The organism is Hymenobacter sp. B81 (assembly GCF_044628455.1).
GTDB lineage: Bacteria > Bacteroidota > Bacteroidia > Cytophagales > Hymenobacteraceae > Solirubrum.
Genome location: NZ_JBIYZW010000001.1, coordinates 1,795,501 through 1,814,694 on the forward strand (window position 1 = coordinate 1,795,501; position 19,194 = coordinate 1,814,694).

At 66.8% G+C, this 19,194-nt stretch carries 17 protein-coding genes; 9 read left to right on the forward strand and 8 right to left on the reverse strand.

Features of this window, described 5'->3' with window-relative positions; genetic code table 11:
• Positions 1-47 precede the first annotated feature (47 nt).
• From ACE191_RS07925 to ACE191_RS07935, 3 genes are all read left to right on the forward strand, one after another.
• Positions 48-779, forward strand: coding sequence for a LytR/AlgR family response regulator transcription factor (locus tag ACE191_RS07925; protein WP_400191654.1), 732 nt, complete (start codon positions 48-50; stop codon positions 777-779).
• Positions 780-972: 193 nt separating this feature from the next.
• Positions 973-1,896: a hypothetical protein gene (locus ACE191_RS07930; RefSeq protein WP_400191655.1), complete on the forward strand. Its 924-nt coding sequence runs from the start codon at positions 973-975 to the stop codon at positions 1,894-1,896.
• A 155-nt stretch (positions 1,897-2,051) separates the two neighbouring features.
• Positions 2,052-2,315, forward strand: a complete 264-nt coding sequence (locus tag ACE191_RS07935) for a hypothetical protein (protein WP_400191656.1) — start codon at positions 2,052-2,054, stop codon at positions 2,313-2,315.
• Between the two features lie 97 nt (positions 2,316-2,412).
• Here the strand turns inward: ACE191_RS07935 and paaN are convergent, their stop codons facing one another.
• Complete coding sequence (gene paaN, locus ACE191_RS07940) at positions 2,413-4,083, reverse strand: phenylacetic acid degradation protein PaaN (RefSeq protein WP_400191657.1); 1,671 nt, start codon at positions 4,081-4,083, stop codon at positions 2,413-2,415.
• 125 nt (positions 4,084-4,208) lie between these two features.
• Between paaN and ACE191_RS07945 the strand changes: the two genes are divergently transcribed.
• Entirely contained in the window at positions 4,209-7,013 is a 2,805-nt protein-coding gene (locus tag ACE191_RS07945; RefSeq protein WP_400191658.1) for a S8 family peptidase, read from the forward strand.
• Here ACE191_RS07945 and ACE191_RS07950 read toward each other — a convergent pair.
• Together ACE191_RS07950 and ACE191_RS07955 are read right to left on the reverse strand one after the other, a co-directional pair.
• Complete coding sequence (locus tag ACE191_RS07950) at positions 7,010-8,308, reverse strand: Y-family DNA polymerase (RefSeq protein WP_400191659.1); 1,299 nt, start codon at positions 8,306-8,308, stop codon at positions 7,010-7,012. The genes ACE191_RS07945 and ACE191_RS07950 overlap by 4 nt on opposite strands.
• Positions 8,305-8,787, reverse strand: coding sequence for a LexA family protein (locus tag ACE191_RS07955; protein ID WP_400191660.1), 483 nt, complete (start codon positions 8,785-8,787; stop codon positions 8,305-8,307). The genes ACE191_RS07950 and ACE191_RS07955 overlap by 4 nt, the downstream gene beginning before the upstream one ends.
• Positions 8,788-9,046: 259 nt before the next feature.
• Between ACE191_RS07955 and ACE191_RS07960 the strand changes: the two genes are divergently transcribed.
• The gene (locus tag ACE191_RS07960) at positions 9,047-9,274 is read left to right on the forward strand and encodes a hypothetical protein (protein WP_400191661.1); all 228 of its coding nucleotides are present in this window, start codon (positions 9,047-9,049) and stop codon (positions 9,272-9,274) included.
• Positions 9,275-9,406: 132 nt separating this feature from the next.
• Here the strand turns inward: ACE191_RS07960 and ACE191_RS07965 are convergent, their stop codons facing one another.
• On the reverse strand, positions 9,407-9,943 hold the full coding sequence (locus tag ACE191_RS07965) for a metal-dependent hydrolase (RefSeq protein WP_400191662.1): 537 nt from the start codon (positions 9,941-9,943) through the stop codon (positions 9,407-9,409).
• 58 nt (positions 9,944-10,001) lie between these two features.
• On the opposite strand from ACE191_RS07965, the gene ACE191_RS07970 reads away from it, so the two are divergent.
• Positions 10,002-10,415 carry a hypothetical protein gene (locus tag ACE191_RS07970; RefSeq protein ID WP_400191663.1) on the forward strand — a complete coding sequence of 138 codons (414 nt, stop codon included), beginning with the start codon at positions 10,002-10,004 and terminating at the stop codon, positions 10,413-10,415.
• Between the two features lie 71 nt (positions 10,416-10,486).
• On the opposite strand, the gene ACE191_RS07975 is transcribed toward ACE191_RS07970, so the two are convergent.
• Positions 10,487-10,714, reverse strand: a complete 228-nt coding sequence (locus tag ACE191_RS07975) for a hypothetical protein (protein ID WP_400191664.1) — start codon at positions 10,712-10,714, stop codon at positions 10,487-10,489.
• A 431-nt stretch (positions 10,715-11,145) separates the two neighbouring features.
• Here ACE191_RS07975 and ACE191_RS07980 point away from each other — a divergent pair, with 431 nt between their 5' ends.
• Positions 11,146-11,784 carry a helix-turn-helix domain-containing protein gene (locus ACE191_RS07980; protein ID WP_400191665.1) on the forward strand — a complete coding sequence of 213 codons (639 nt, stop codon included), beginning with the start codon at positions 11,146-11,148 and terminating at the stop codon, positions 11,782-11,784.
• Positions 11,785-11,924: 140 nt separating this feature from the next.
• Here the strand turns inward: ACE191_RS07980 and ACE191_RS07985 are convergent, their stop codons facing one another.
• A complete protein-coding gene (locus ACE191_RS07985) occupies positions 11,925-14,222 on the reverse strand; it encodes an aconitate hydratase (protein ID WP_400191666.1) in 2,298 nt (765 codons plus the stop codon).
• A 194-nt stretch (positions 14,223-14,416) separates the two neighbouring features.
• On the opposite strand from ACE191_RS07985, the gene ACE191_RS07990 reads away from it, so the two are divergent.
• Entirely contained in the window at positions 14,417-15,718 is a 1,302-nt protein-coding gene (locus tag ACE191_RS07990; protein WP_400191667.1) for a peroxiredoxin family protein, read from the forward strand.
• Positions 15,719-15,911: 193 nt separating this feature from the next.
• Here the strand turns inward: ACE191_RS07990 and ACE191_RS07995 are convergent, their stop codons facing one another.
• Positions 15,912-16,478 (reverse strand): GNAT family N-acetyltransferase, encoded by a 567-nt coding sequence (locus ACE191_RS07995; RefSeq protein WP_400191668.1) that lies wholly within the window; start codon positions 16,476-16,478, stop codon positions 15,912-15,914.
• A 114-nt stretch (positions 16,479-16,592) separates the two neighbouring features.
• On the opposite strand from ACE191_RS07995, the gene ACE191_RS08000 reads away from it, so the two are divergent.
• Positions 16,593-17,717, forward strand: a complete 1,125-nt coding sequence (locus ACE191_RS08000; protein ID WP_400191669.1) for an MBL fold metallo-hydrolase — start codon at positions 16,593-16,595, stop codon at positions 17,715-17,717.
• A gap of 17 nt (positions 17,718-17,734) precedes the next feature.
• Here the strand turns inward: ACE191_RS08000 and ACE191_RS08005 are convergent, their stop codons facing one another.
• Positions 17,735-19,135, reverse strand: coding sequence for a cytochrome P450 (locus ACE191_RS08005; protein WP_400191670.1), 1,401 nt, complete (start codon positions 19,133-19,135; stop codon positions 17,735-17,737).
• Between the last annotated feature and the right edge of the window lie 59 nt (positions 19,136-19,194).

Consider the following 19,194-nt stretch of genomic DNA (forward strand, 5'->3'; position numbering starts at 1 on the left):
CTCGCGTTGCCAGCTTTGCGGTCTGCCGGCTACCTTCCCGCTGCCCGATGAAAATCCTGATTGTTGACGATTCCCGCCTGGCCCGCCAGGAGCTGCGCCACCTGCTGCAGCGCCACCCCGACGTGCAGGTGGTGGGCGAGGCCCGCCACGCCGACGAGGCCCAGGCGCAACTGGTCCAGCTGCAGCCCGAGGTGCTGCTGCTCGACATTCACATGCCCGGCCGCTCGGGCTTCGAGTTGCTGGCCAGCCTCGACCAAGCGCCGCACGTCATCTTCACCACCGCCTTCGACCAGTACGCCATTCAGGCCTTCGAAGTCAACGCCCTCGACTACCTGCTCAAGCCCGTGGACGAGCAGCGCCTGGCTACCGCCCTGGCCAAAGCCCGCGCCGCGCTGGTAGCCGAGGCCGAAGCGCCCGCCGAGCCTCCTGCGGGCCGCAGCCTGCTGCGCGAGACGGACCAGGTGTTTGTGAAGGACGGGGAGCGGTGCTGGTTTGTGCGCCTGGCCGACGTGAAGCTGCTGGAGGTAGCCGACAACTACACCCGCGTGCACTTCCACGACGTGCGCCCGCTCATCACCCGCAGCCTACAACACCTCGAAGCCCGCCTCGACCCGCAGGTATTCTTCCGGGCCAATCGCCAGCAGATCATTAACCTGAAGTGGGTTGAGCAGGTGGAACCCTGGTTCAGCAACAGCCTCAAAATTACCCTGCGCGGCGGAACGGAGGTGGAAGTCTCGCGGCAGCAGTCCATTCGCTTCCGCGAAGCCCTGAGTTTGTAGCCTCTGCTAGCAACGGCGGGTCAACCAAGAATAGAAACCTGCCCAGCTTTATTCCGGCAACAACGTGCAGCCAACGGCCCTAAAGAGCGAATATATTATTTTTTTAATCCAATTTTAACGCCCATTATTTCCATTAACCAGTATATTCATTGCTTGACTGATCGGCAGTCAACGCTAAACCTGGGGACGCGACATGCTGGTATTAACCGTTTTAGCCGATTTCACTTCCGCCACCGCCACGGCCTTGGCTTACACCCACCTGCTGGTGGCCCACCTCACGGCCCGCCAGCTGGCCGTGCAGGTACGCATACTATCAGTTACCACGCCACTTACCGTAGCCGACAGCCTCTACGCGACGCCCGCCCCGGCCAGCGCCGAGCAATACGCCGAGCGGCAGCGGCAGCTGGCAGCCTTCACCGATGCCGGGGCCATTTGCCAACATCAGCTGCTTACGGCCCCGCCAGCCGAGGTACTGCCTTCCCTGCTTAAGCATGATCGACAGCATGATCGACTGGGTATGCTGGTTATTGGCCGGCACCTGCCGGCCTGCTCAACTCTTTCGCAGCAGCTGAGCCTGCACCTTATTCGCCTTATCGACCATCCTCTGCTGCTGGTACCCGAAGATTTTGCCGGCGCCACCGTACCGCGGCGCGTGGTATTCGACACCGACCGGCAGCCCGTTCGCCTGCCGGAGTCGGCCAACGCCATTCCGGAGCTGTTGATGCAATTGGTTGCAAACCGCGTGCATTACCTGGGCGAGGGGCCCGAAGCGGTTGAGGAGTTGCTCGCCCGGCTGATTCCCGAAGCCCTCAGCATTCACGTGTATACCTCGGCCGAAGCTCCACCCCCGGGCGAGATTGTTGATTGCGTGCACGAAACCGGCCTACTGGCGGGCCTGGCGCATACCGTACAAACCGCCTATCACGCGTCCGTAGTTGAGGGCGTTATTCAGACGGCCGTGGCCAACGCTGCCGACCTGCTCATTTTTGTGGCCCGCCAGCATACGCTGCCCGGCGATGCGTTTTACCACAGTTCCACGGCTGGTTTTATGCTGCACACGCCCATTCCCATGCTGGTCATGCCCGAGTTGGTCCCGGCTCCAGAATCCAATCGTTAGGGGCTATACCAGAAACCGTTGGACAATTCAAGTTAGGTGTATCTTTTTTTGCCCGTTTGCGCTACAACTACCAGTGCGGCGCGGAAAGTTGGCTGATGATGTTCCCCGCGCCCGCCCCGCCCACGGGAATTCCTCCACCAGATTCGCTCTTCACCATGTCTTCTTCCCTACGCTTACTAGCTTTCGGCCTGCTCCTGGCGGTTGGAGCTTCCTGCTCCCGCGACCAAGCTCCCCAGAACCCGCGCGGTTATGGCACCGTCTCAACTAAGTCCACCAACCGGCCCAACGACAAGTCCCGCTTCCGGGATAACCGTCCGGCCGGGCCAGTAGGCTTAGGCGTCGATACCAAGGCCAAAAACCCCTACAAGTTTCAGACCGTGAAGGCGCCCAAGCGCTACAAGTATGGCAAGGCCAAATAACTGCTGCGCGGCCCCGGGATTAGCCCGCCAATGACGAAACAAGCCCCGCCGGACTACTCCGGCGGGGCTTGTTTATGGTGTCTTCACGCGTATCGGCTTAAGCCGGCTCCCGGAAACCCACCCAAGTAAAGCGCTTGAGCACAAACTCAGGGTTGGTGAAGGAGGCGTTGCCGGCCGGGTTGCCGCCGGTGACGTGGAAGTCGGAGAAGGCCGCGTTCTGGTTCACGTAGATGCCGCCGGTCAGGTTGAAGCTCACGGCCGTGCCGGCCAGGCTCATCTGGTCCTTGATTTCCTCCTTGAGCTGCTCGTCGGTGGTGTAGGCCGCGCAGCTGATGGCGCCGTGCTCCCGGGCCAGCTCGGCGGCCAGGCGGATGCTTTCGTGAGTGTCCTTGGTTTTGATGGCCAGCATGATGGGGCCGAACAGTTCCTGGCTGAAGTGCTCCTTGTCGGTGGCGTCGAGCTCGTAGAACGAGGGCGAGCAGGTGCGCGCGTTCTGGTACTGCGGGTTGTCGACCTTGCCGTGGGCCAGGGCATTGCGGTAGCCGCGCTGGCTGAGCTGCTCCACGCGCTGCTGGGTGGCCGGGTTCTGGATGGCGCCCAGCACGTGCGGGGCCGCTTTGGGGTTGGTGGCCAGGCCCTGCACAGCGCCCACCAGCTTCTGCACCACTTCCTCGTAGGGCACCAGCGCGTCGCCCACTTTCACGCCCTGCGCGGGAATGAAGAAGTTCTGCGGGGCGGTGCACATCTGGCCCGAGTACAGACTCACCGAAAACGCGAGGTTCTGGGCCACCTTGTCGAGGTCGTCGCAGGAGTCAAGGATAACCGAGTTGACGCCGGTTTTTTCGGTGAACACCGTTTTGCCCTGGCTTTGCAGGCTCTCGATGTAGTTGCCGAACTCGGTGCCGCCGGTGTAGTCGATCAGCTTCACGGCCGAGTGTTCGGCCAGCTCTTTGGTGATGAGGCGGTCATCGGCATCGACGCCCAGCTGGCAGATGGTGGCGGGCAGGCCGTGGGCCAGCAGCACCTTTTGCACCTCGGCCACCACAATGGCAATGGGCAGAATGGCCTTGGGATGAGGCTTCACGATGACGGGGTTGCCCGTCACGAGCGAGGCAAACATGCCGGGCACCGTGTTCCAGGTGGGGAACGTGGCGCAGCCGATGACCAGGGCCACGCCCTTGGGCACCGCGCGCCAGGATTTGTTGAGGCTGATGGTGTACTTGCCCATGGGCTTGTCCCAGCGGATTTCCTCGGGGAAGCGCGTCTGCTCCTCGTAGCCGGCGGCTACGGCCTCCAGGGCGCGGTCGGCGGCGTGCGGGCCCGAGGCCTGGAACGACATCAGGTAGGCCTGCCCGGTGGTGTGCATGGTGGCGTGGGCAATTTCAAAGAAGCGCGTCTTCATGCCTTCCAGCGCCTCGATGAGGATGGCAGCGCGGTCGGCGGGCTTGAGCTTGCGCCAGGGGCCGAAGGCTTCCTGAGCGTTGCGCACCAGCGTTTCGGGCGCGTAAAACGGGTAGGTGATGCCCAGCGGCTGCTGCTCGTAGGGCGAGTCTTCCTGGCCGGCCCAGCCCTGCGGCTCGCCCTGCTGCAGCTCCGCGAACTGCTGGCCGCGGCGGGCTTCGTAGGCGGCGCGGCCCTGGGCGTCGGCATCGGCGCCGTACACGTCGGGCTGGGGGTTTTCGGGGTAGTGGGCGAAGAACGTGCGGCCGTGCAGGGCTTGTACCGCCTGTTCCAGAGTAGCCTGGTGCTTGCGAGTGGTGTCGGTCATACCGCGGATTGGGAAATGGGGAGTTTGGGAAGCTAAGTTGGTCGAAAAAGATGCCGCGTGGCAGCGGCCGGGCGGCTAAATTTACGTAGTTAGCGCACACCGGCCTCACTCCACCGTTTGTCCCGATGAAACAGCTTCTACTCGTGTTAGTTGCCGCCTGCGGCTGGTTGTATTCGGCCGCCCCGGCCCAGGCCCAAACCCCGGCCACGACCCTGGCCGAGGTGTTGCCCGGCCGGGCCGTGGTCAAGTTGCGCCCGGGCGCCCGGGTGGGCCAGCTGGCGGCCGCGCTGCAGCAGCTGCAGGCCGGCCCGCTGCAGCAGAAATTTCCGCGGGCGCTGGCCCCTTCGCCCAAGAAACCCGGCAGCGTGGAGCTGCGCACCATCTACCAGTTTCAGTACCCGCCCGCCCTGGCCTTTGGCAAGGTGCGCCAGCTGCTGACGGCCACCGGCGCGGTGGAATACGTGGAGCCGCTCTACAGCCGGCCGCCGCTTTACCAGCCCAACGACCCCTTCGCCGACTCGACCCGCGCCACCGGCGTGCAGTACTACCTGAAAAACGTGCGCGCCTATGGCGGCTGGGACCGAAGCCAGGGCGACAGCAGCGTGGTCATCGGCATCACCGACACCGGCACGCGCTTTACGCACCAGGATTTGCGCGGCCAGGACAAGCGTAACTACGCCGACCCCGTGAACGGCCTCGACGACGACGGCGACGGGTTCGTGGACAACTTTCGCGGCTGGGATGCGGCCGACAACGACAACGACCCCTCCACGGCTACCGGCGGCGCCAACGGCCACGGCGTGCTGGTGGCCGGCGTGGCCGCCGCCCGCGCCGACAACGGCCGCGGCATTGCCGGCGTGGGCTTCAAGTGCCGCTACCTGCCCATCAAGATCTACGCCACCACCCCCGCGGGCACGTTTGCCGGCTACGAGGGCATCGTGTACGGCGCCGACCACGGTTGCAAGGTGATTGTGGCCGCCTGGGGCGGCGTGGGTGGCAAGTCGCGCTTCGAGCAGGACGCCATCAGCTACGCGGCCATCAACCGCGACGCGGTGGTGGTGGCCGCCGCCGGCAATACCAACGCCGAGCTGGATTTCTACCCCGCTTCCTACGAGCACGTGGTATCGGTGGCGGCCTTGGAGCGCACCGACGTGAAAGGCTCGACCAACACCTACAGCTACCACGTCGACCTATCGGCTCCCGGCCAGCAGATTCTGACCACCGTGTACACCCACGACTCGTCGTACGTGGCCGTGGGCGGCTCGTCGTTTGCCGCGCCCATCGTGGCCGGGGCGGCCGGGCTGGTGCGCAGCCGCTACCCGCAGCTGTCGGCCGCGCAGGTGGCGGCTCTGCTGCGCCGCACCACCGACAACATCTACGGCATTCCCGGCAACGCCGCCTACCTGGGCCGCCTTGGCACGGGCCGGCTCAACATCAAGCGGGCCCTGGCCGAGGCCACTACGGCCCAAGCCGTGCAGGTAAGTCACCGCCTGAGCCAGCCCTACCTGCTCGATACGGCCCGGCTCACCTTGTCGGTACGCAACCTGCTGCAGCCGCTGCCGGGCCTCACGCTCACCGTTACCTCGCTCACGCCCCAGCTGCTGGTAACCGGCGGCAGCCCCGCCGCGGTGGGCAACCTGGGCCTGGCCGATACCGCGCAGGCCGTGGTGGCGCTGTCCCTGGCGCCCAATACCGCCCCCAACACCCGGGCGGTGCTGCGCTGCCGCTTCAGCGCCCCCGGCGGCTTTCAGGACGACCACTACATCACCCTGGCGCTGAACCCCGACTACGTGGTGCTCACCGCCAGCGACCTGCACCTGACCGTGACCAGCCGCGGCAACCTGGGCTACGAGGGCCTCGACTCCGAAATCGGGGCCAGCATCACCTACCGCAACTCCCCGCCCCTGCTCAGCGAAGGGGGCCTGCTGGTGGCCACCGGGCCTACCCGCGTGGCCGACCGCCTGCGCAGCCTGCCGGCCGTGGGCTCCGACCAGGACTTTTTCCGCCAGCAGCCCATCCGCCTGCTGCCCGCGGTGGGGGCCGATCAGCAGGCGCGGGGCGTGTTTCAGGACTCGCTGCCCAGCCAGAGCGCCGGCCGGGGCATTGGGGCGCGCGTGCGGCAGCGGGCGCTGGCCTGGGCCGCCCCCGCCGACCGTGAATATGCCGTGGTGGAATACACCCTGCTCAACCTGGCGGCCGACACCCTGCGGCCGCTGCACGCGGGCTTGTTTATGGATTGGGACGTGCCCGATGCCGGCCGCAACGTGGCCGCCTGGGACTCGGCGCGGGCGCTGGGCTACGTGCGCGACGTGCTGCGCGCCAACCTTTTTGCCGGCGTAAAGCTGCTGCAGCCGGCCACTGCTCCGGCCCTGGCGCCCAGCTACTATGCCCTCGACAACGCCGCCCCGGTTACCGCCCCGGTAGCGCTGCGGGACGGCTTTTCCACCGCCGAAAAATTCCGCACCCTCAGTTCGGGCACCACCACGCGCAGTGCCGGTGGAGTGGCCGGCACCGACGTATCGCACGTAGTAGGCGCCGTGCTGCCCGCCCTGGCCCCCGGCGACTCGGTAACGGTGGCGTTTGCCGTGCTGGCTGCTCCCTCGCTGGCGCAATTGCAGGCCGCCGCCGATGCCGCCCAGATTCGCTACGGCCAGTGGGTGCTGCCGGCCCGCGCAGCCGCCCGCACCAACAACTGGCAGGTGTATCCCAACCCCACCACGGGCCAGCTGCAGGTAGCGGTGCCGGCCGGGGTGCGCCCCCAGGAAGTGGAACTGCTGGACCTGACCGGCCGCCGCGTTGCCCGGTGGCCCTGGCCCGCGGGGCAGCCTACGGCGACGCTTCAGGTGCCGGCCGGCAGCGCGGGGCTTTACCTGTTGCGCCTGCACCACAGCGCGGGCCAGCTCACCCGCAAGGTGCAGGTGCAGCCCTAGCAATGCAGCTGCCAGAGCTCGTCCCAGTTGGTGGTGTAGGCCGCCGACCGCCGCGCGCACCGGCCCGCCCAGGCCACCGGGCGGGTGCCCGCAGCAGCGTAGCGCACTGCGCCGCGCCCGTAGCGCGCATTCAGCGCATCTATTTTTTGCATCAGCGCCCGGGTTTGGCTCAACTGCTCGGCCGACTGCGCAAACAGGCCCAGTTGCGGCTGGTCGGCAGGTTCCAGCCCGCTCAGCACGATGCCGGCCCGGTGGTAGGCTGTACCGGGCTGGATTAACGCCCGCAGCCGCTCCAGCGCGTGGCGTACCAGCTCCCCGGTGTCGTCGGTAGCGGTGGGCAGGGCGGCCACGGCTGTCCAGGTGCGCGCCGCCTTGGAGCTGCCAGACGCAGCCTGACCCAGCAACACCGTAAGTACCTGGGCAGCTAGGCCGTGGCGGCGGAGCTTGGCGGCGGCCCGCTCGGCAAAGCTGGCCACGGCTTCGGCCAGCAGCACCGCGTCGTGCACGGGCTGGCCAAACGAGCGGGTGTGGGCCACGCTGCTCCGGGAACTGGCGGGCAGTGGCTCGTCGGCCAGGGCGCTGGGGTCGAAATCGAGGCAGGGCCGCCCGTGCAGCTCCTGCCAGAGCCGGGTCCCCACCACGCCGCCCAGGTGGCGCCGTACCCAGGCTTCGGGGCGGGCGGCCAGGTCGGCGGCGGTGTGCAAGCCGGCTTCCTGCAGCCGCCGCCCGTAGCGCCGGCCAATGCCCCACACGTCGCCAATGGGCGTTTCGGCCAGGGCGACCCGGCATTGCGCGGGCGTTTCGAGCACCCGCACGCGCTGTTCCGGCGGCTGCCGGCGCGCCAGGCGGTTGGCCAGCTTGGCCAGGGTTTTGGTGGGGGCCACGCCCACGGCCGTGGGAATGCCCACATGCCCGAGCACAGTTTGCCGGATGCGCTGCCCGAATGCGGCGAGCTGCCGCTCGGGTAGCCCGGCCAGGTTCAGAAACGACTCATCAATGGAGTACACCTCCACCTCGGGCACCAGGTCGCCGAGCACGCGCATGACCCGCCGCGACATGTCGCCGTAGAGCGCGTAGTTGCTGGAAAACACCTGCACGCCGTGCTCCCGCAGGCGGGGGCGCGCCAGGTGATAGGCCTCGCCCATGACAAAACCCAGGGCTTTGGCTTCGTCGGAGCGCGAAATCAGGCAGCCGTCGTTGTTGCTGAGCACCACCACCGGCTGGCCTTCGAGCCGGGGCTGAAAAACCCGCTCGCAGCTCACGTAGAAGTTGTTGCAGTCGACCAGGGCAATCATGAGCGCGGAGCCGCCCGCCGCCGGGCGGCCCCCGTGGAAGCGGACTTGCTGGGCTGGAAGGCGTGAATGACGTGGGTGACTACGCCCCAGACCTGCAGGCCGCCCTCGTTTACGGCTATGGGCGCGTACCGCTCGTTGGCCGCGTCGAGCCAGGGGCGGCCGTTGCGGTAGCGCAGGCACTTGATGGTTTGCTCGCCCTCTACCAAAGCCACCACAATGCTGCCCTCGGTGGCGCGCAGAGAGCGGTCGACGGCCACGATGTCGCCCGAGCGGATGCCCACGCCCACCATGGAGTCGCCGCTGACGCGGGCCAGGAAAGTGGCCGCTGGGTGGGCAAAGAGCAGCTCATACAGATTCAGCGGCTCGTCGAGGTAGTCGTCGGCCGGCGAAGGAAACCCGGCCGGAATGGGGCAGGCAAACAAGGGCAGCGTGTAGCCCGCCCAATCGGTTGCTACGGAAAACGGCGTCAGGGAAGTCATACAGTCGGCCCCCGGCGGCTAACAGCCGGAAGGCGCTGCTATTTACTAATTAATTTAGCATATCGTTGCTGCCGGGCCCTGGTACTTAGCGGAGTCGCTGGCACGAAACTTATTGATAAGTCGAATGTTTATTAAATACATCCAATTTAAAGCGCAGCTATCGGAAATTTTTCTGCGTTTTTTCCTAACCAACTTTTTTAGTTTATCCGGAATATCCGTATTTTTGGATATGCGCAGAACTTCAAAGACCAAGCTTCCCGTGTCCCTTCCCGTTCAGCAATACGCGCGGTGCGTGGACGCCGCCCGCCGCCCCGCCGACCACATCGGCGACTGGCCCGAGCGCGGCCAGGTGTACCCCATCGAGTACAAGCGCAACGCCCGCACGGGCGAACCGCAGGTACACGTACTCGGCTTTTACGCCGAGCGCCCCTACGGCGCCTTCGCCACCCGGCGCTTCGAGCCGGTGGCCGAGGTGTGGCTCAATTAGTTAGCACCTTCTTGTTCGACTCTCGGCCGCCCCAGGGCGGCCGTTTTTTTTGCCCGCCCCGGTTCTGCCGGCTTTCGGCCGGGTTTCCGGCTCGCTCAGGCCATGCCCCGGCTCGGGCGCCCTTGCCCCGGCTTAGGGTTTCGGGGGCTGGGGCCGCCGCCGGAGCCGGCTGGTGCCCAGCATCAGCACCAGGGGTAAAATCAGCCATTGCAGCTCGCTGAGCAGCGTCGCCAGCCCGCGCAGGGAGAAAAAGCCGGCCCCCACGGGCGACACCCGCACCGGCCGCCAGGGCAGAAAATACCGCTCATTGCTCAGCGGCGCCAGCAGCGCTACCCCCAGCCCGCCGTTGGTGAGCATATCCAGCAGCGGGTGCGTGGCCGTGGCGAAGGCCAGCCAGGCGGCCGGCTGCCAGCGCGGGCGCCCCGGCAGCGGCTGGGCCAGCCCGGCCACCACCAGGCCCACCACGGCGGCAAACGCCAGGGAATGCGTGATGCCCCGGTGCCCCCACAAACTGGCGTAGGGAATACCCAGGCGGAAGGTAATGGCATCGAAATCGGGCAGCACGGCGCAGAGGACGGTGAGCCACCAGAAGCGGGCCGGAACCCGGTCGAGCGGCAGCAGCCGGGCCAGCCCGACGGCAACGGCAGCGTGGGTGAAGACGGTAGGCATAGGCTCGGCAAGTACGCCCCGGCCGCGTACATTTGCCAGCCCTTCAACCGCCCGCTCCATGTCAGCCCCCGCGCCCGAGCCTACTTACACCATTCCGGCTTCGTACCGGCGCATGGAAAACCTGCACATCGTGTTCTGGCTGCTCAAGGACGTGAGCTGGTGCATGGTGTGGAAGCCCCTGGGCATGGCCATGGTGGTGCCCACGCTCTGCATTGCCCTCGTCATTGCCTGGCGCACCCGGCACCTGGCCTCCGAGCTGGCCCACAACCTGGCTATCGTGCTCTGGATTACGGCCAACTCCTACTGGATGACCAGCGAGTTTTTTGGCTTCGACACGGTGCAGTTTGGTCACGGCATCACCGGCAAGCATTTGTCGCTGCTGCCATTCGTGGCCGGGCTGGTGGTGCTGGCCTACTACTACCTGGTGCAGAAGCCCCGCGAAACCGCCGCCGGGCAGGTGGCTACGCTGTAAAAGCCCGCGCCCCGGCTTCGGCCGCGCTACTACTGGTAGTGCGGCCAAAGCCGGGGCGCGGGGCTGCGGGCTTAGCCTTTGGAGTCGGCCGAGCCAGCGGCGGACTGGTCGCCGCCTTCCATGCCGTTGGTCTGGTCACTGTCGCCGTAGCCGCCGCGCTGCCCGGCCCCGTCGCCCATGTGGCCCTGGGTACTGATGGGCGGAGTGCCGGGTGCTGTTTTCGGATTGGCGGGCGCGGTGGGCTGCTGATTGGCCGATTCGGCTTCGTTGGGGGCGCTGGTGGGTTGGTCGGGCGTCATGGGAATCGATTGTTGGTGGAAAGCGCCGGCACCCAACGCGGACACCGGCTACGGGTAGTACGCCGGCCAACCCCCGGAGTTCGGCGCCCGGGCGCAATGCCTCGCGGTGCAACTGCCGGGACTACATTTTGCCCCCGCAGCCCCTGTTGCCGGTTAACCAGGGCGGCAACAGGGCCGGCTTACCGGGCAAGACGTCGGGGGCGCATCCCGGCGCCACGCTCCGCCACTCCGGCGAGTCGGTCCGGGAGCCTTGGTTTACTTGACCGTTTTGCCCCTCCCAAGCCGAGGCACTGCCTGAGTTGTAGCAAGCCGCGGAAAAAAACCACGGTCCGTTACAGATTTTGTAACGAATTGTGCATTTTTCTTGCGGTTCGTTACAGGTTGTGTAGCGAACCGCGTAGTTTTTTCTCGATTCGCTACACCCCCGCTGCATGGCTCGCCCGCTCACGCATTCGCTGCCTTCCACTACTCCCGAAGCAGGCGTGCGGGAGCATTTCGGCTTAAGCCAGGACGAGCTGGGCCGCTACCTGGGCGTGAGCCGCGCCCTGGTGGCCCACTTTGAAGCCGGCCGCCGCCGCCCATCCCGCCTGGCCGACCAGCGCCTGGCTCGCCTGGCGGCGCTGCTGCCCCCGCCCACCGGCCACGGCCCGGTCGCGCCGCATTGGCCCGCCCTGGCAACGCCCACCCTCCCGGCCCCGCCCCCACTCCCTGCTTTCGACGGCGAGTGGGCCGCGCGCCCGTTGCAACGCCGCCTGCTGCAGGTGCAGGCCCAGGCGGCCCGGCTGCGCTGGGAGCTGCACCAGGCCAGCAAGGGCGCCAAGCTCCAGCAGCGTCGCGCCTGGGCCCTGGCCCAGCTGCGGGCCGCCCTGCCCCCGGCCGACCTCGCCGACGCCGCCGAGCTGGCCCACCTGCACCGCTGGCTCACGGTGCTGGCCGCCGACATCGAAGCCGCCGCGCCCACCCCGGCCAGCCGCGCTGCCCAGGCCCTGCTGGTGCTGCGCATCCAGGCGCTGGAGTACGAAGCCGCCGCGCTCGGTCCGCTGCTGACCGCCCATAACCCGCCGGAATAACTCCTCCGCTTCCTGGTACGGCGGGGCAATGGGCTGTCGAACCCAGGCTGCGGCATCCGCCCCTCGCAGCAAACCAAAACGGCCGCCCCGGAGGTTTCCGGGGCGGCCGCATAAGCGCCGTAAGGCCGACGTTGCAGCTGTTACTTCTGCGACAGCATGCTGGCGTCCGTCTGCTGCTGCAGGCGGATCAGGTTCAGGGCCGAGCCGGCCTTGAACCACTCAATCTGGCCCTGGTTGTAGGTGTGGTTGAGGGTAATCAGGTCGGTGTCGCCGTCGGCGTGGTGCAGGCGGGCCTGCAGGGGCTTGCCGGGGGTAAACTCCGTCAGGCCGAGGATGTCGATGGTGTCGCCCTCCTCAATCAGGTCGTAGTCGGCCTTGTTGGCGAAGGTCAGCGCCAGCATGCCCTGCTTCTTGAGGTTGGTTTCGTGGATGCGGGCAAACGACTTGACGATGATGGCGCGCACGCCCAGGTGGCGCGGCTCCATGGCGGCGTGCTCCCGCGAGGAGCCTTCGCCGTAGTTTTCGTCGCCTACTACCACGGTGCCGATGCCCATGGACTTGTAGTTGCGCGCTACCTGCGGCACCGAGTTGTAGGACTCACCCTGGGCTACAAAATCACGCACCCGGTTGGCCTCGCCGTTGAAGCAGTTGATGGCGCCGATGAGCATGTTGTTGGAGATGTTGTCCAGGTGGCCGCGGTACTTCAGCCAGGGGCCAGCCATCGAGATGTGGTCGGTGGTGCACTTGCCCTGGGCTTTGATGAGCAGGCGCAGACCCATCAGGTCGGTGCCTTCCCAGGCCTTGAAGGGCTCCAGCAGCTCGAGGCGGTCGGAGTTCGGGTCCACGATTACCTGCACGGCCGAGCTGTCTTCGGCGGGGGCCTGGTAGCCGGCGTCTTCCACGGCGTAGCCCTGCGGGGGCATTTCCAGGCCGCGGGGCTCGTCGAGCATCACGGCTTCGCCGTTTTTGTTGGTGAGCGTGTCCTTGAGGGGGTTGAAGGTCAAGTCACCGGCAATGGCGAAGGCCGTCACGATTTCGGGCGAGGCTACGAAGGCGTGGGTGTTGGGGTTGCCGTCGTTGCGCTTGGCGAAGTTGCGGTTGAACGAGGTGATGATGGAGTTGCGGCGCTTGGGGTCGTCGGTGTGGCGGGCCCACTGGCCGATGCACGGCCCGCAGGCGTTGGCCAGCACCACGCCGCCCATTTCGGCGAAGGTGTCCAGCAGTCCGTCGCGCTGCACGGTGTAGCGCACCAGCTCCGAGCCGGGCGTCACGGTGAACTCGGCATTTACGCTCAGGCCCTTGTCCACGGCCTGCTTGGCAATGGAGGCGGCGCGGGTGATGTCCTCGTACGAGGAGTTGGTGCACGAGCCAATCAGGCCCACTTCCAGCTTCTCGGGCCAGCCGTGCTCTTTCACGGCGGCGGCAAACTGCGAAATCGGCCAGGCCGCGTCGGGCGTGAACGGACCGTTCACGTGGGGCTCCAACTCGGAGAGGTTGATTTCGATGAGCTGGTCGTAGAACTTGGCCGGGTCGGCAAACACCTCGTCGTCGGGGCGCAGGTGCTGGGCCACGCCGGCGGCCAGCTCGGCAATGTCCTGGCGGCCGGTGCCGGCCAGGTAGGTTACCATCGACTGGTCGAAGGCGAATACCGAGGTGGTAGCCCCGATTTCGGCGCCCATGTTGCAGATGGTGGCCTTGCCGGTGCACGACATGTTCTCGGAGCCCTCGCCGAAGTACTCGACGATGGCGCCGGTGCCGCCCTTCACCGTCAGGATGCCGGCGACTTTCAGGATTACGTCTTTGGGCGAGGCCCAGCCCGAGAGCTTGCCGGTGAGCTTCACACCGATGAGCTTGGGGAATTTCAGCTCCCAGGCCATGCCGGCCATCACGTCCACTGCGTCGGCGCCGCCCACGCCAATGGCCAGCATGCCGAGGCCGCCGGCGTTGGGCGTGTGCGAGTCGGTGCCGATCATCATGCCGCCGGGGAAGGCGTAGTTTTCGAGCACCACCTGGTGAATGATGCCGGCGCCGGGCTTCCAGAAGCCGATGCCGTACTTATTGGAAACGGAGGCCAGGAAGTCGTACACTTCCTTGTTCTCGGTGTTGGCAATGGCCAAATCCTCTTCGGCGCCTTCCTTGGCTTGAATGAGGTGGTCGCAGTGCACCGTGGAGGGCACCGACACCTTTACTTTGCCGGCCTGCATGAACTGCAGCAGCGCCATCTGGGCGGTGGCGTCCTGCATGGCCACGCGGTCGGGGGCGAAGTCAACGTAGGACACGCCGCGCTCGAAGCTCTGGGTCGGCGCGCCGTTGTAGAGGTGGGCGTAGAGGATTTTTTCGGTGAGCGTGAGCGGACGGCCCACCGCGCGGCGGGCAGCCTCTACTCGCTCGCCCAGACCGTTGTACACGGTCCGGATCATGTCCAGGTCGAACGCCATAGGATATCAGCGGGAATGAGGTGACAGAAACAAGCCCCGGAAAGGCCTTTCCAAGGCAGCGCGCAAATATAGCCCGCCCCGCAGCGTGGACAAACTTTATATTCGCCGCCCGGTTCTACGCGGGTTTCGAGGCCGTGTTGGCTGGCGGAGCGTAGTTTCCCGGGCCGATGCGCCCCTTGATTTAGGATAAACCAATGAAAGCTGATTTCGTTTCGACGCGCCGCCTGCTGGCCGGCGCCGCCCTGCTGGCTGCGGTACTCACCGGCTGCAACTCCGGCGCAGACAAGACCACTACCACCGCGGAAGGCACCGCGGCGGCTGGCGCCCCGGCCCTGACGGCCGGCACCTGGCGCGGCGTGCTAGCGGCCCAGGGCCAGGAAATTCCGTTTCTGTTCGACGTGGCCGAGGAAGGCGGCAAGCCCACGGTGACGCTGCGCAACGGCGAGGAGCGGCTGAAGCTGGACGAAATTACCACCGCCGGCGACTCTACCACCATCCGCCTGGGCGTGTTCGACGCGGCCCTGGTGGTGCGGACCGATGGCGCCGACAAACTCAAAGGCACCTGGGTGAAGTACGACGCCAAGGAGCCGTACCGGGTGCCGTTCACGGCTACCAAGGGGGAGCAAAAGCTGTTTTTGGTTTCTACTGCGAAACCTTATTCGTTCGACGGCACCTGGAGCGTCACGTTCAAAGGCGACGACGGCGAGACGTACCCGGCAGTGGGCGTGTTCAAGCAAAGCGGCCAAGACGTAAGCGGTACGTTCCTCACTACCACCGGCGACTACCGCTACCTGGCCGGCCAGGTTGATGGCAACACCATGAAGCTTTCCACCTTCGATGGCAGCCATGGTTTCCTGTTCACGGCCACCCGGAACAGCGACACCAACACCCTTATCAACGGCCACTTCTACAGCGGCAAATCGGGCCACGAAACCTGGACGGGCCGCCTCGACGCCAACGCCAAGCTGGCCGACGCCAACTCGCTGGCCGGCATCAAAGCGGGCCAACAGCGGCTCGACTTCAAGTTTCCCAACGTGTTCAAGGGCGGCAGCATCTCCCCCACCGACCCCAAATACAAGGGTAAGGTAGTAGTGGTGCAGATTCTGGGCTCGTGGTGCCCCAACTGCATGGACGAGACGAACTTCCTGGCGCCCTGGTACGAGCAGAACAAGCAGCGCGGGGTGGAAATCATTGGCCTGGGCTACGAGCGCAGTTCCGACTACGAAGTGGCCGCCGCCAAGCTGCGCAAGATGCGCGAGCGGCTGAACGTGGGCTACGACCTAGCCGTGGCCGGCGTGGCGAACAAAGACTCGGTGGCCGCCTCGCTGCCGCAGCTCACTGCCTTCAAAGCCTTCCCCACCACCATCTTCCTCGACAAAAAGGGGATGGTGCGCAAGGTGCACACCGGCTTCTCGGGCCCCGGCACCGGGCAGTACTACGAGCAGGAAAAAGCCGAATTCGAGAAAACCGTGAACCAGCTGCTGGCCGAGAAGTAGCCAGCTCGGCTGGTGGCCGATTGTCATTGCGAGGCGTTAGCCGAAGCAATCCTTCTTCTAGTAGTAGAGACCGAAAGAGCCTGACGAACCGAAAACGAATTTTGGTTGGTCGGGCTCTTTCGGTTGTGCCACGAGGGGAAAGATTGCTTCGGCTGCGCCTCGCAATGACCGGCGCTTTCGGCCCTGGCCCCTACTACCCGGCCGGGCGGAACCGCTCCAGCAGCACGATTTCCTGGCCGTGGTAGGGCGAGCGGGCAAACTCCCGGTAGCCAAACTTGTGGGCCAGGCGCAGCGAGGCTTCGTTGTCGGGGTCGATGATGCACACGGTGCGGGGACCGGGAAAGTGGGCGTCGGCCCAGGCCAGGGCGGCCGTGAGGCCCTGACTGGCGTAGCCGCGGCCGTGCAGCCGGGGCGCCAGCACCCAGCCGGCCTCGGGCACGCCCTTGAGGGAGGGCGTCAGGTCGCGCTGCACGTCGAAGAAGCCCACGGTGCCCACGAAGCGGCCGGTGGCTTTTTCCTCCATCGCCCAGATGCCGTAGCCAAACAGGGCCCAGTGCCCCACCTGGGACAGCATGCGGCGCCAGACGTCTTCCTCGGGGTGCGCGTGCCCGCCCAGAAAACGGTAAAAAGCCGGGTCCTGGTGCATGGCGGCGGCTTCGGGCAAATCCGTGGGCCGGGGCGCGCGCAGCAGCAGGTCGGGGGTTTCGAGCAGGGGCACCGCCAGGGCGGGCGCGGCGAGCAGGGAAAGGGGCTGGGACATGCGGCAAATTAAGCGGCCCGGCCGTAGTCGGAAAAGTATTTGGGCCCCCAATCCGTCAGCCCCGCCAGCGGCCCGGGGAGCAGCGTTGCCCGCCCGGTCGTTTTTTTCCTGCTTATGGCTTCTTCTCCCCTCCGAATCGGGCGCCTGCTGCTGAGCGCCGGGCTGCTGCTGTTGCTGGCCGGCGTGGCCTTTCTCAACCTCAGCCCGCAGCTTGGCGCCTCCCCCACCGCCGCCGAGCAGCAAGCCTACGCCGCCTCAGGCCACTACCGCGCCGGCGAGTTCCTGAACCTGGAGCCCACCGAGGTGATGACCGGCAGCGGCACCCTCGCGGTGCTGGGCAAGTTTCTCTTCGGCCGCACACCCAACCGCGACCCGGCCCAGCCGCTGCCCCTGCAGGTGCCCGATGCGCGCAGCCTGGCCCACCCGCCCGCCGACGCGCTGCGCGTAACCTGGCTGGGCCACTCAGCCAGCTGGGTGCAGCTGGCCGGCCGCAACGTGCTGCTCGACCCGATGCTGAGCGTGGAAATGGGCCCGCTCAGCTGGGTGACGCCCCGGCGCTACAACCCGCGGCTGGCCCTCACGGCCGCGCAGCTGCCGCCCATCGACGCGGTGCTCATCAGCCACGACCACTACGACCACCTCGACTACCAGACCATTCGGCAGCTGAAGGACAAGACCGCGCTGTTTCTGGTGCCGCTGGGCGTGGGCGCCCACCTGCGGGCCTGGGGCGTGGCGCCGGCCCGCATTCGGGAGCTGGACTGGAACGACTCGGTGCAGGTGCCGGGCCTCACCATCGTGAGCACGCCCGCCCGGCACTTCTCGGGCCGCGGCCTCACCAACCGCAATTCCACTTCCTGGAGCTCCTGGGTGGTTAAATCGGCCAGCCGGCGCGTGTTCTACAGCGGCGACGGGGGCTACGGCGCGCACTTTAGCCGCATCGGCCAGCAGCACGGCCCTTTCGATCTGGCGCTGATGGAGTGCGGGCAATACGACGTCGACTGGGCCCAGATTCACATGATGCCCGAGCAAACCGTGCAGGCTACCCTCGACGTGCAGGGCCGGGTGCTGCTACCGGTGCACTGGGGCGCCTTCACCGAAGCCAACCACGCCTGGAACGAGCCCGTGCAGCGCGCCGTGGCCGAAGCCGCCCGGCGGCAGCTGCCCATCACCACGCCCCAGCTCGGCCAAACCGTTAGCCTCGACCAGGGCGCGCTGCCCCATACTCCCTGGTGGCAGTGAAGTAGTGGCTGCGCCGCCTACCGCAGCCGCAAGCGCAGGCGGAAGGAGGTGCGCGGGCGCAGGGTAATGAGCGGCTGCAGGCCCGGGTGCCCGGTGTCGACTGGTTCCACCTCGAAGCGGCGCAGCACTTCCAGCAGCACCAGCTGCATTTCGGTGAGAGCAAACTGGTTGCCAATGCACAGGCGCGGGCCCGCCCCAAAGGGCAGGTAGGCGGGGGCCGCCTGCTCGCGCAGCTGGTCTTTGCCGAAGCGTTCGGGCCGGAAGGCTTCCGGCTCGGACCACAGCCGGGGCGAGTGGTGCAGACCGTAGATGTAGGCCGAAACGAGCGTGCCCTTGGGCAGCGGCACGCCCTGGTATTCGTCGTTGGCCAGCGCCACGCGGTCCATAATCCAGGCCGGCGGGTACAGGCGCATGGTTTCCTGAATGAGCTGCAGCGCGTAGGGCAGCTGGGCCAGGTCGGCCAACTGCGGGGCCCGGCCGCCGAGCACGGCCTGCATGTCGGCGCGCAGGCGGGCAACCTCCTGGGGGTGCCGGGCCAGCAGCAGCCACAGCCACGACAGGGCGTTGGCGGAGGTTTCGTGGCCGGCCACCAGCAGAATAGCGGCTTCGTCGAGCACCTGCTCCTCGCTCATGGGCTCCCCGGTGTCCTCGTAGCGGGCGTCGAGCAGCATCTGCAGCAGGTCGTTGGGGGGCGCGTAGCCGGGCCGGCGGGCAGCTTGCCGGCGCTGGCGCACGTAGCCGCGCAGCAGCTCGCGCATTTCGGCGCTGAGGGCGTCGTGGCGGCGGTACTGCCCGCTGGCGTTCAGCCAGAGCTTGAGGTAGGGCTGGCGCACGGTGCGCACGTAAAACGCCTGCAGGGCCGTGAGCAGGGCGGCCAGGCGCTGCAGCTCCGCCTCGCTCATGCTCGTGCTGAACACCGAGCGGGCCATGATGCGAAACGTCAGCGCGGTCATCAGCTCGGGCACGTCGGCTTCCACGGCCCCGCCCTGCCGGGCTGCCTGCGCCTGCAGCGGCGCCAGGCTTTCGTCGATGACGCCCAGCATCAGCTCGGTGAGGCCCGCAATGCGCTGGCGGTGAAAGCCGGGCTGAATCAGGCGACGCTGCTGCAGCCAGTAGCTGCCCTCGGAGGTGAGCAGGCCCTGGCCCAGAAAGCGCCCCAGCCCGCGCGACAGCGCCGACTTGGGGTAGTTGCGGTGGTTTTTCTGCAGCACGTGCTGAATCAGGCCCGGGTCGCGGGTGAGCAGCGTGGGCTGAATGCCGCCCAGGTAGGTAGCCACCGTGTCGCCGTAGGTGCTGAGGTAGCCGTCGAGCACCGGAATGGGGTTAGCGGCCAGGGCCACCGAGTGGCGGAACGACACCCAGCGCGGCACCTGCGGCAGCGCAATCGGGCGGGAAACAGGTAGAGGCAAGTCAGCCATCGGCGGAAGCAGTTACGGGCGCCAAGGTACGGGCCGCGGGCGCAACCCGGCCGGCAGGG

Excerpts from the sequence above, each read along its gene's own strand:
- ACE191_RS07925 (WP_400191654.1), top strand. The coding sequence starts at position 48 with ATGAAAATCCTGATTGTTGACGATTCCCGCCTGGCCCGCCAGGAGCTG.
- ACE191_RS07930 (WP_400191655.1), top strand. The coding sequence starts at position 973 with ATGCTGGTATTAACCGTTTTAGCCGATTTCACTTCCGCCACCGCCACG.
- ACE191_RS07935 (WP_400191656.1), top strand. The coding sequence starts at position 2,052 with ATGTCTTCTTCCCTACGCTTACTAGCTTTCGGCCTGCTCCTGGCGGTT.
- paaN (WP_400191657.1), bottom strand. The coding sequence starts at position 4,083 with ATGACCGACACCACTCGCAAGCACCAGGCTACTCTGGAACAGGCGGTA.
- ACE191_RS07945 (WP_400191658.1), top strand. The coding sequence starts at position 4,209 with ATGAAACAGCTTCTACTCGTGTTAGTTGCCGCCTGCGGCTGGTTGTAT.
- ACE191_RS07950 (WP_400191659.1), bottom strand. The coding sequence starts at position 8,308 with ATGATTGCCCTGGTCGACTGCAACAACTTCTACGTGAGCTGCGAGCGG.
- ACE191_RS07955 (WP_400191660.1), bottom strand. The coding sequence starts at position 8,787 with ATGACTTCCCTGACGCCGTTTTCCGTAGCAACCGATTGGGCGGGCTAC.
- ACE191_RS07965 (WP_400191662.1), bottom strand. The coding sequence starts at position 9,943 with ATGCCTACCGTCTTCACCCACGCTGCCGTTGCCGTCGGGCTGGCCCGG.
- ACE191_RS07970 (WP_400191663.1), top strand. The coding sequence starts at position 10,002 with ATGTCAGCCCCCGCGCCCGAGCCTACTTACACCATTCCGGCTTCGTAC.
- ACE191_RS07975 (WP_400191664.1), bottom strand. The coding sequence starts at position 10,714 with ATGACGCCCGACCAACCCACCAGCGCCCCCAACGAAGCCGAATCGGCC.
- ACE191_RS07980 (WP_400191665.1), top strand. The coding sequence starts at position 11,146 with ATGGCTCGCCCGCTCACGCATTCGCTGCCTTCCACTACTCCCGAAGCA.
- ACE191_RS07985 (WP_400191666.1), bottom strand. The coding sequence starts at position 14,222 with ATGGCGTTCGACCTGGACATGATCCGGACCGTGTACAACGGTCTGGGC.
- ACE191_RS07990 (WP_400191667.1), top strand. The coding sequence starts at position 14,417 with ATGAAAGCTGATTTCGTTTCGACGCGCCGCCTGCTGGCCGGCGCCGCC.
- ACE191_RS07995 (WP_400191668.1), bottom strand. The coding sequence starts at position 16,478 with ATGTCCCAGCCCCTTTCCCTGCTCGCCGCGCCCGCCCTGGCGGTGCCC.
- ACE191_RS08000 (WP_400191669.1), top strand. The coding sequence starts at position 16,593 with ATGGCTTCTTCTCCCCTCCGAATCGGGCGCCTGCTGCTGAGCGCCGGG.
- ACE191_RS08005 (WP_400191670.1), bottom strand. The coding sequence starts at position 19,135 with ATGGCTGACTTGCCTCTACCTGTTTCCCGCCCGATTGCGCTGCCGCAG.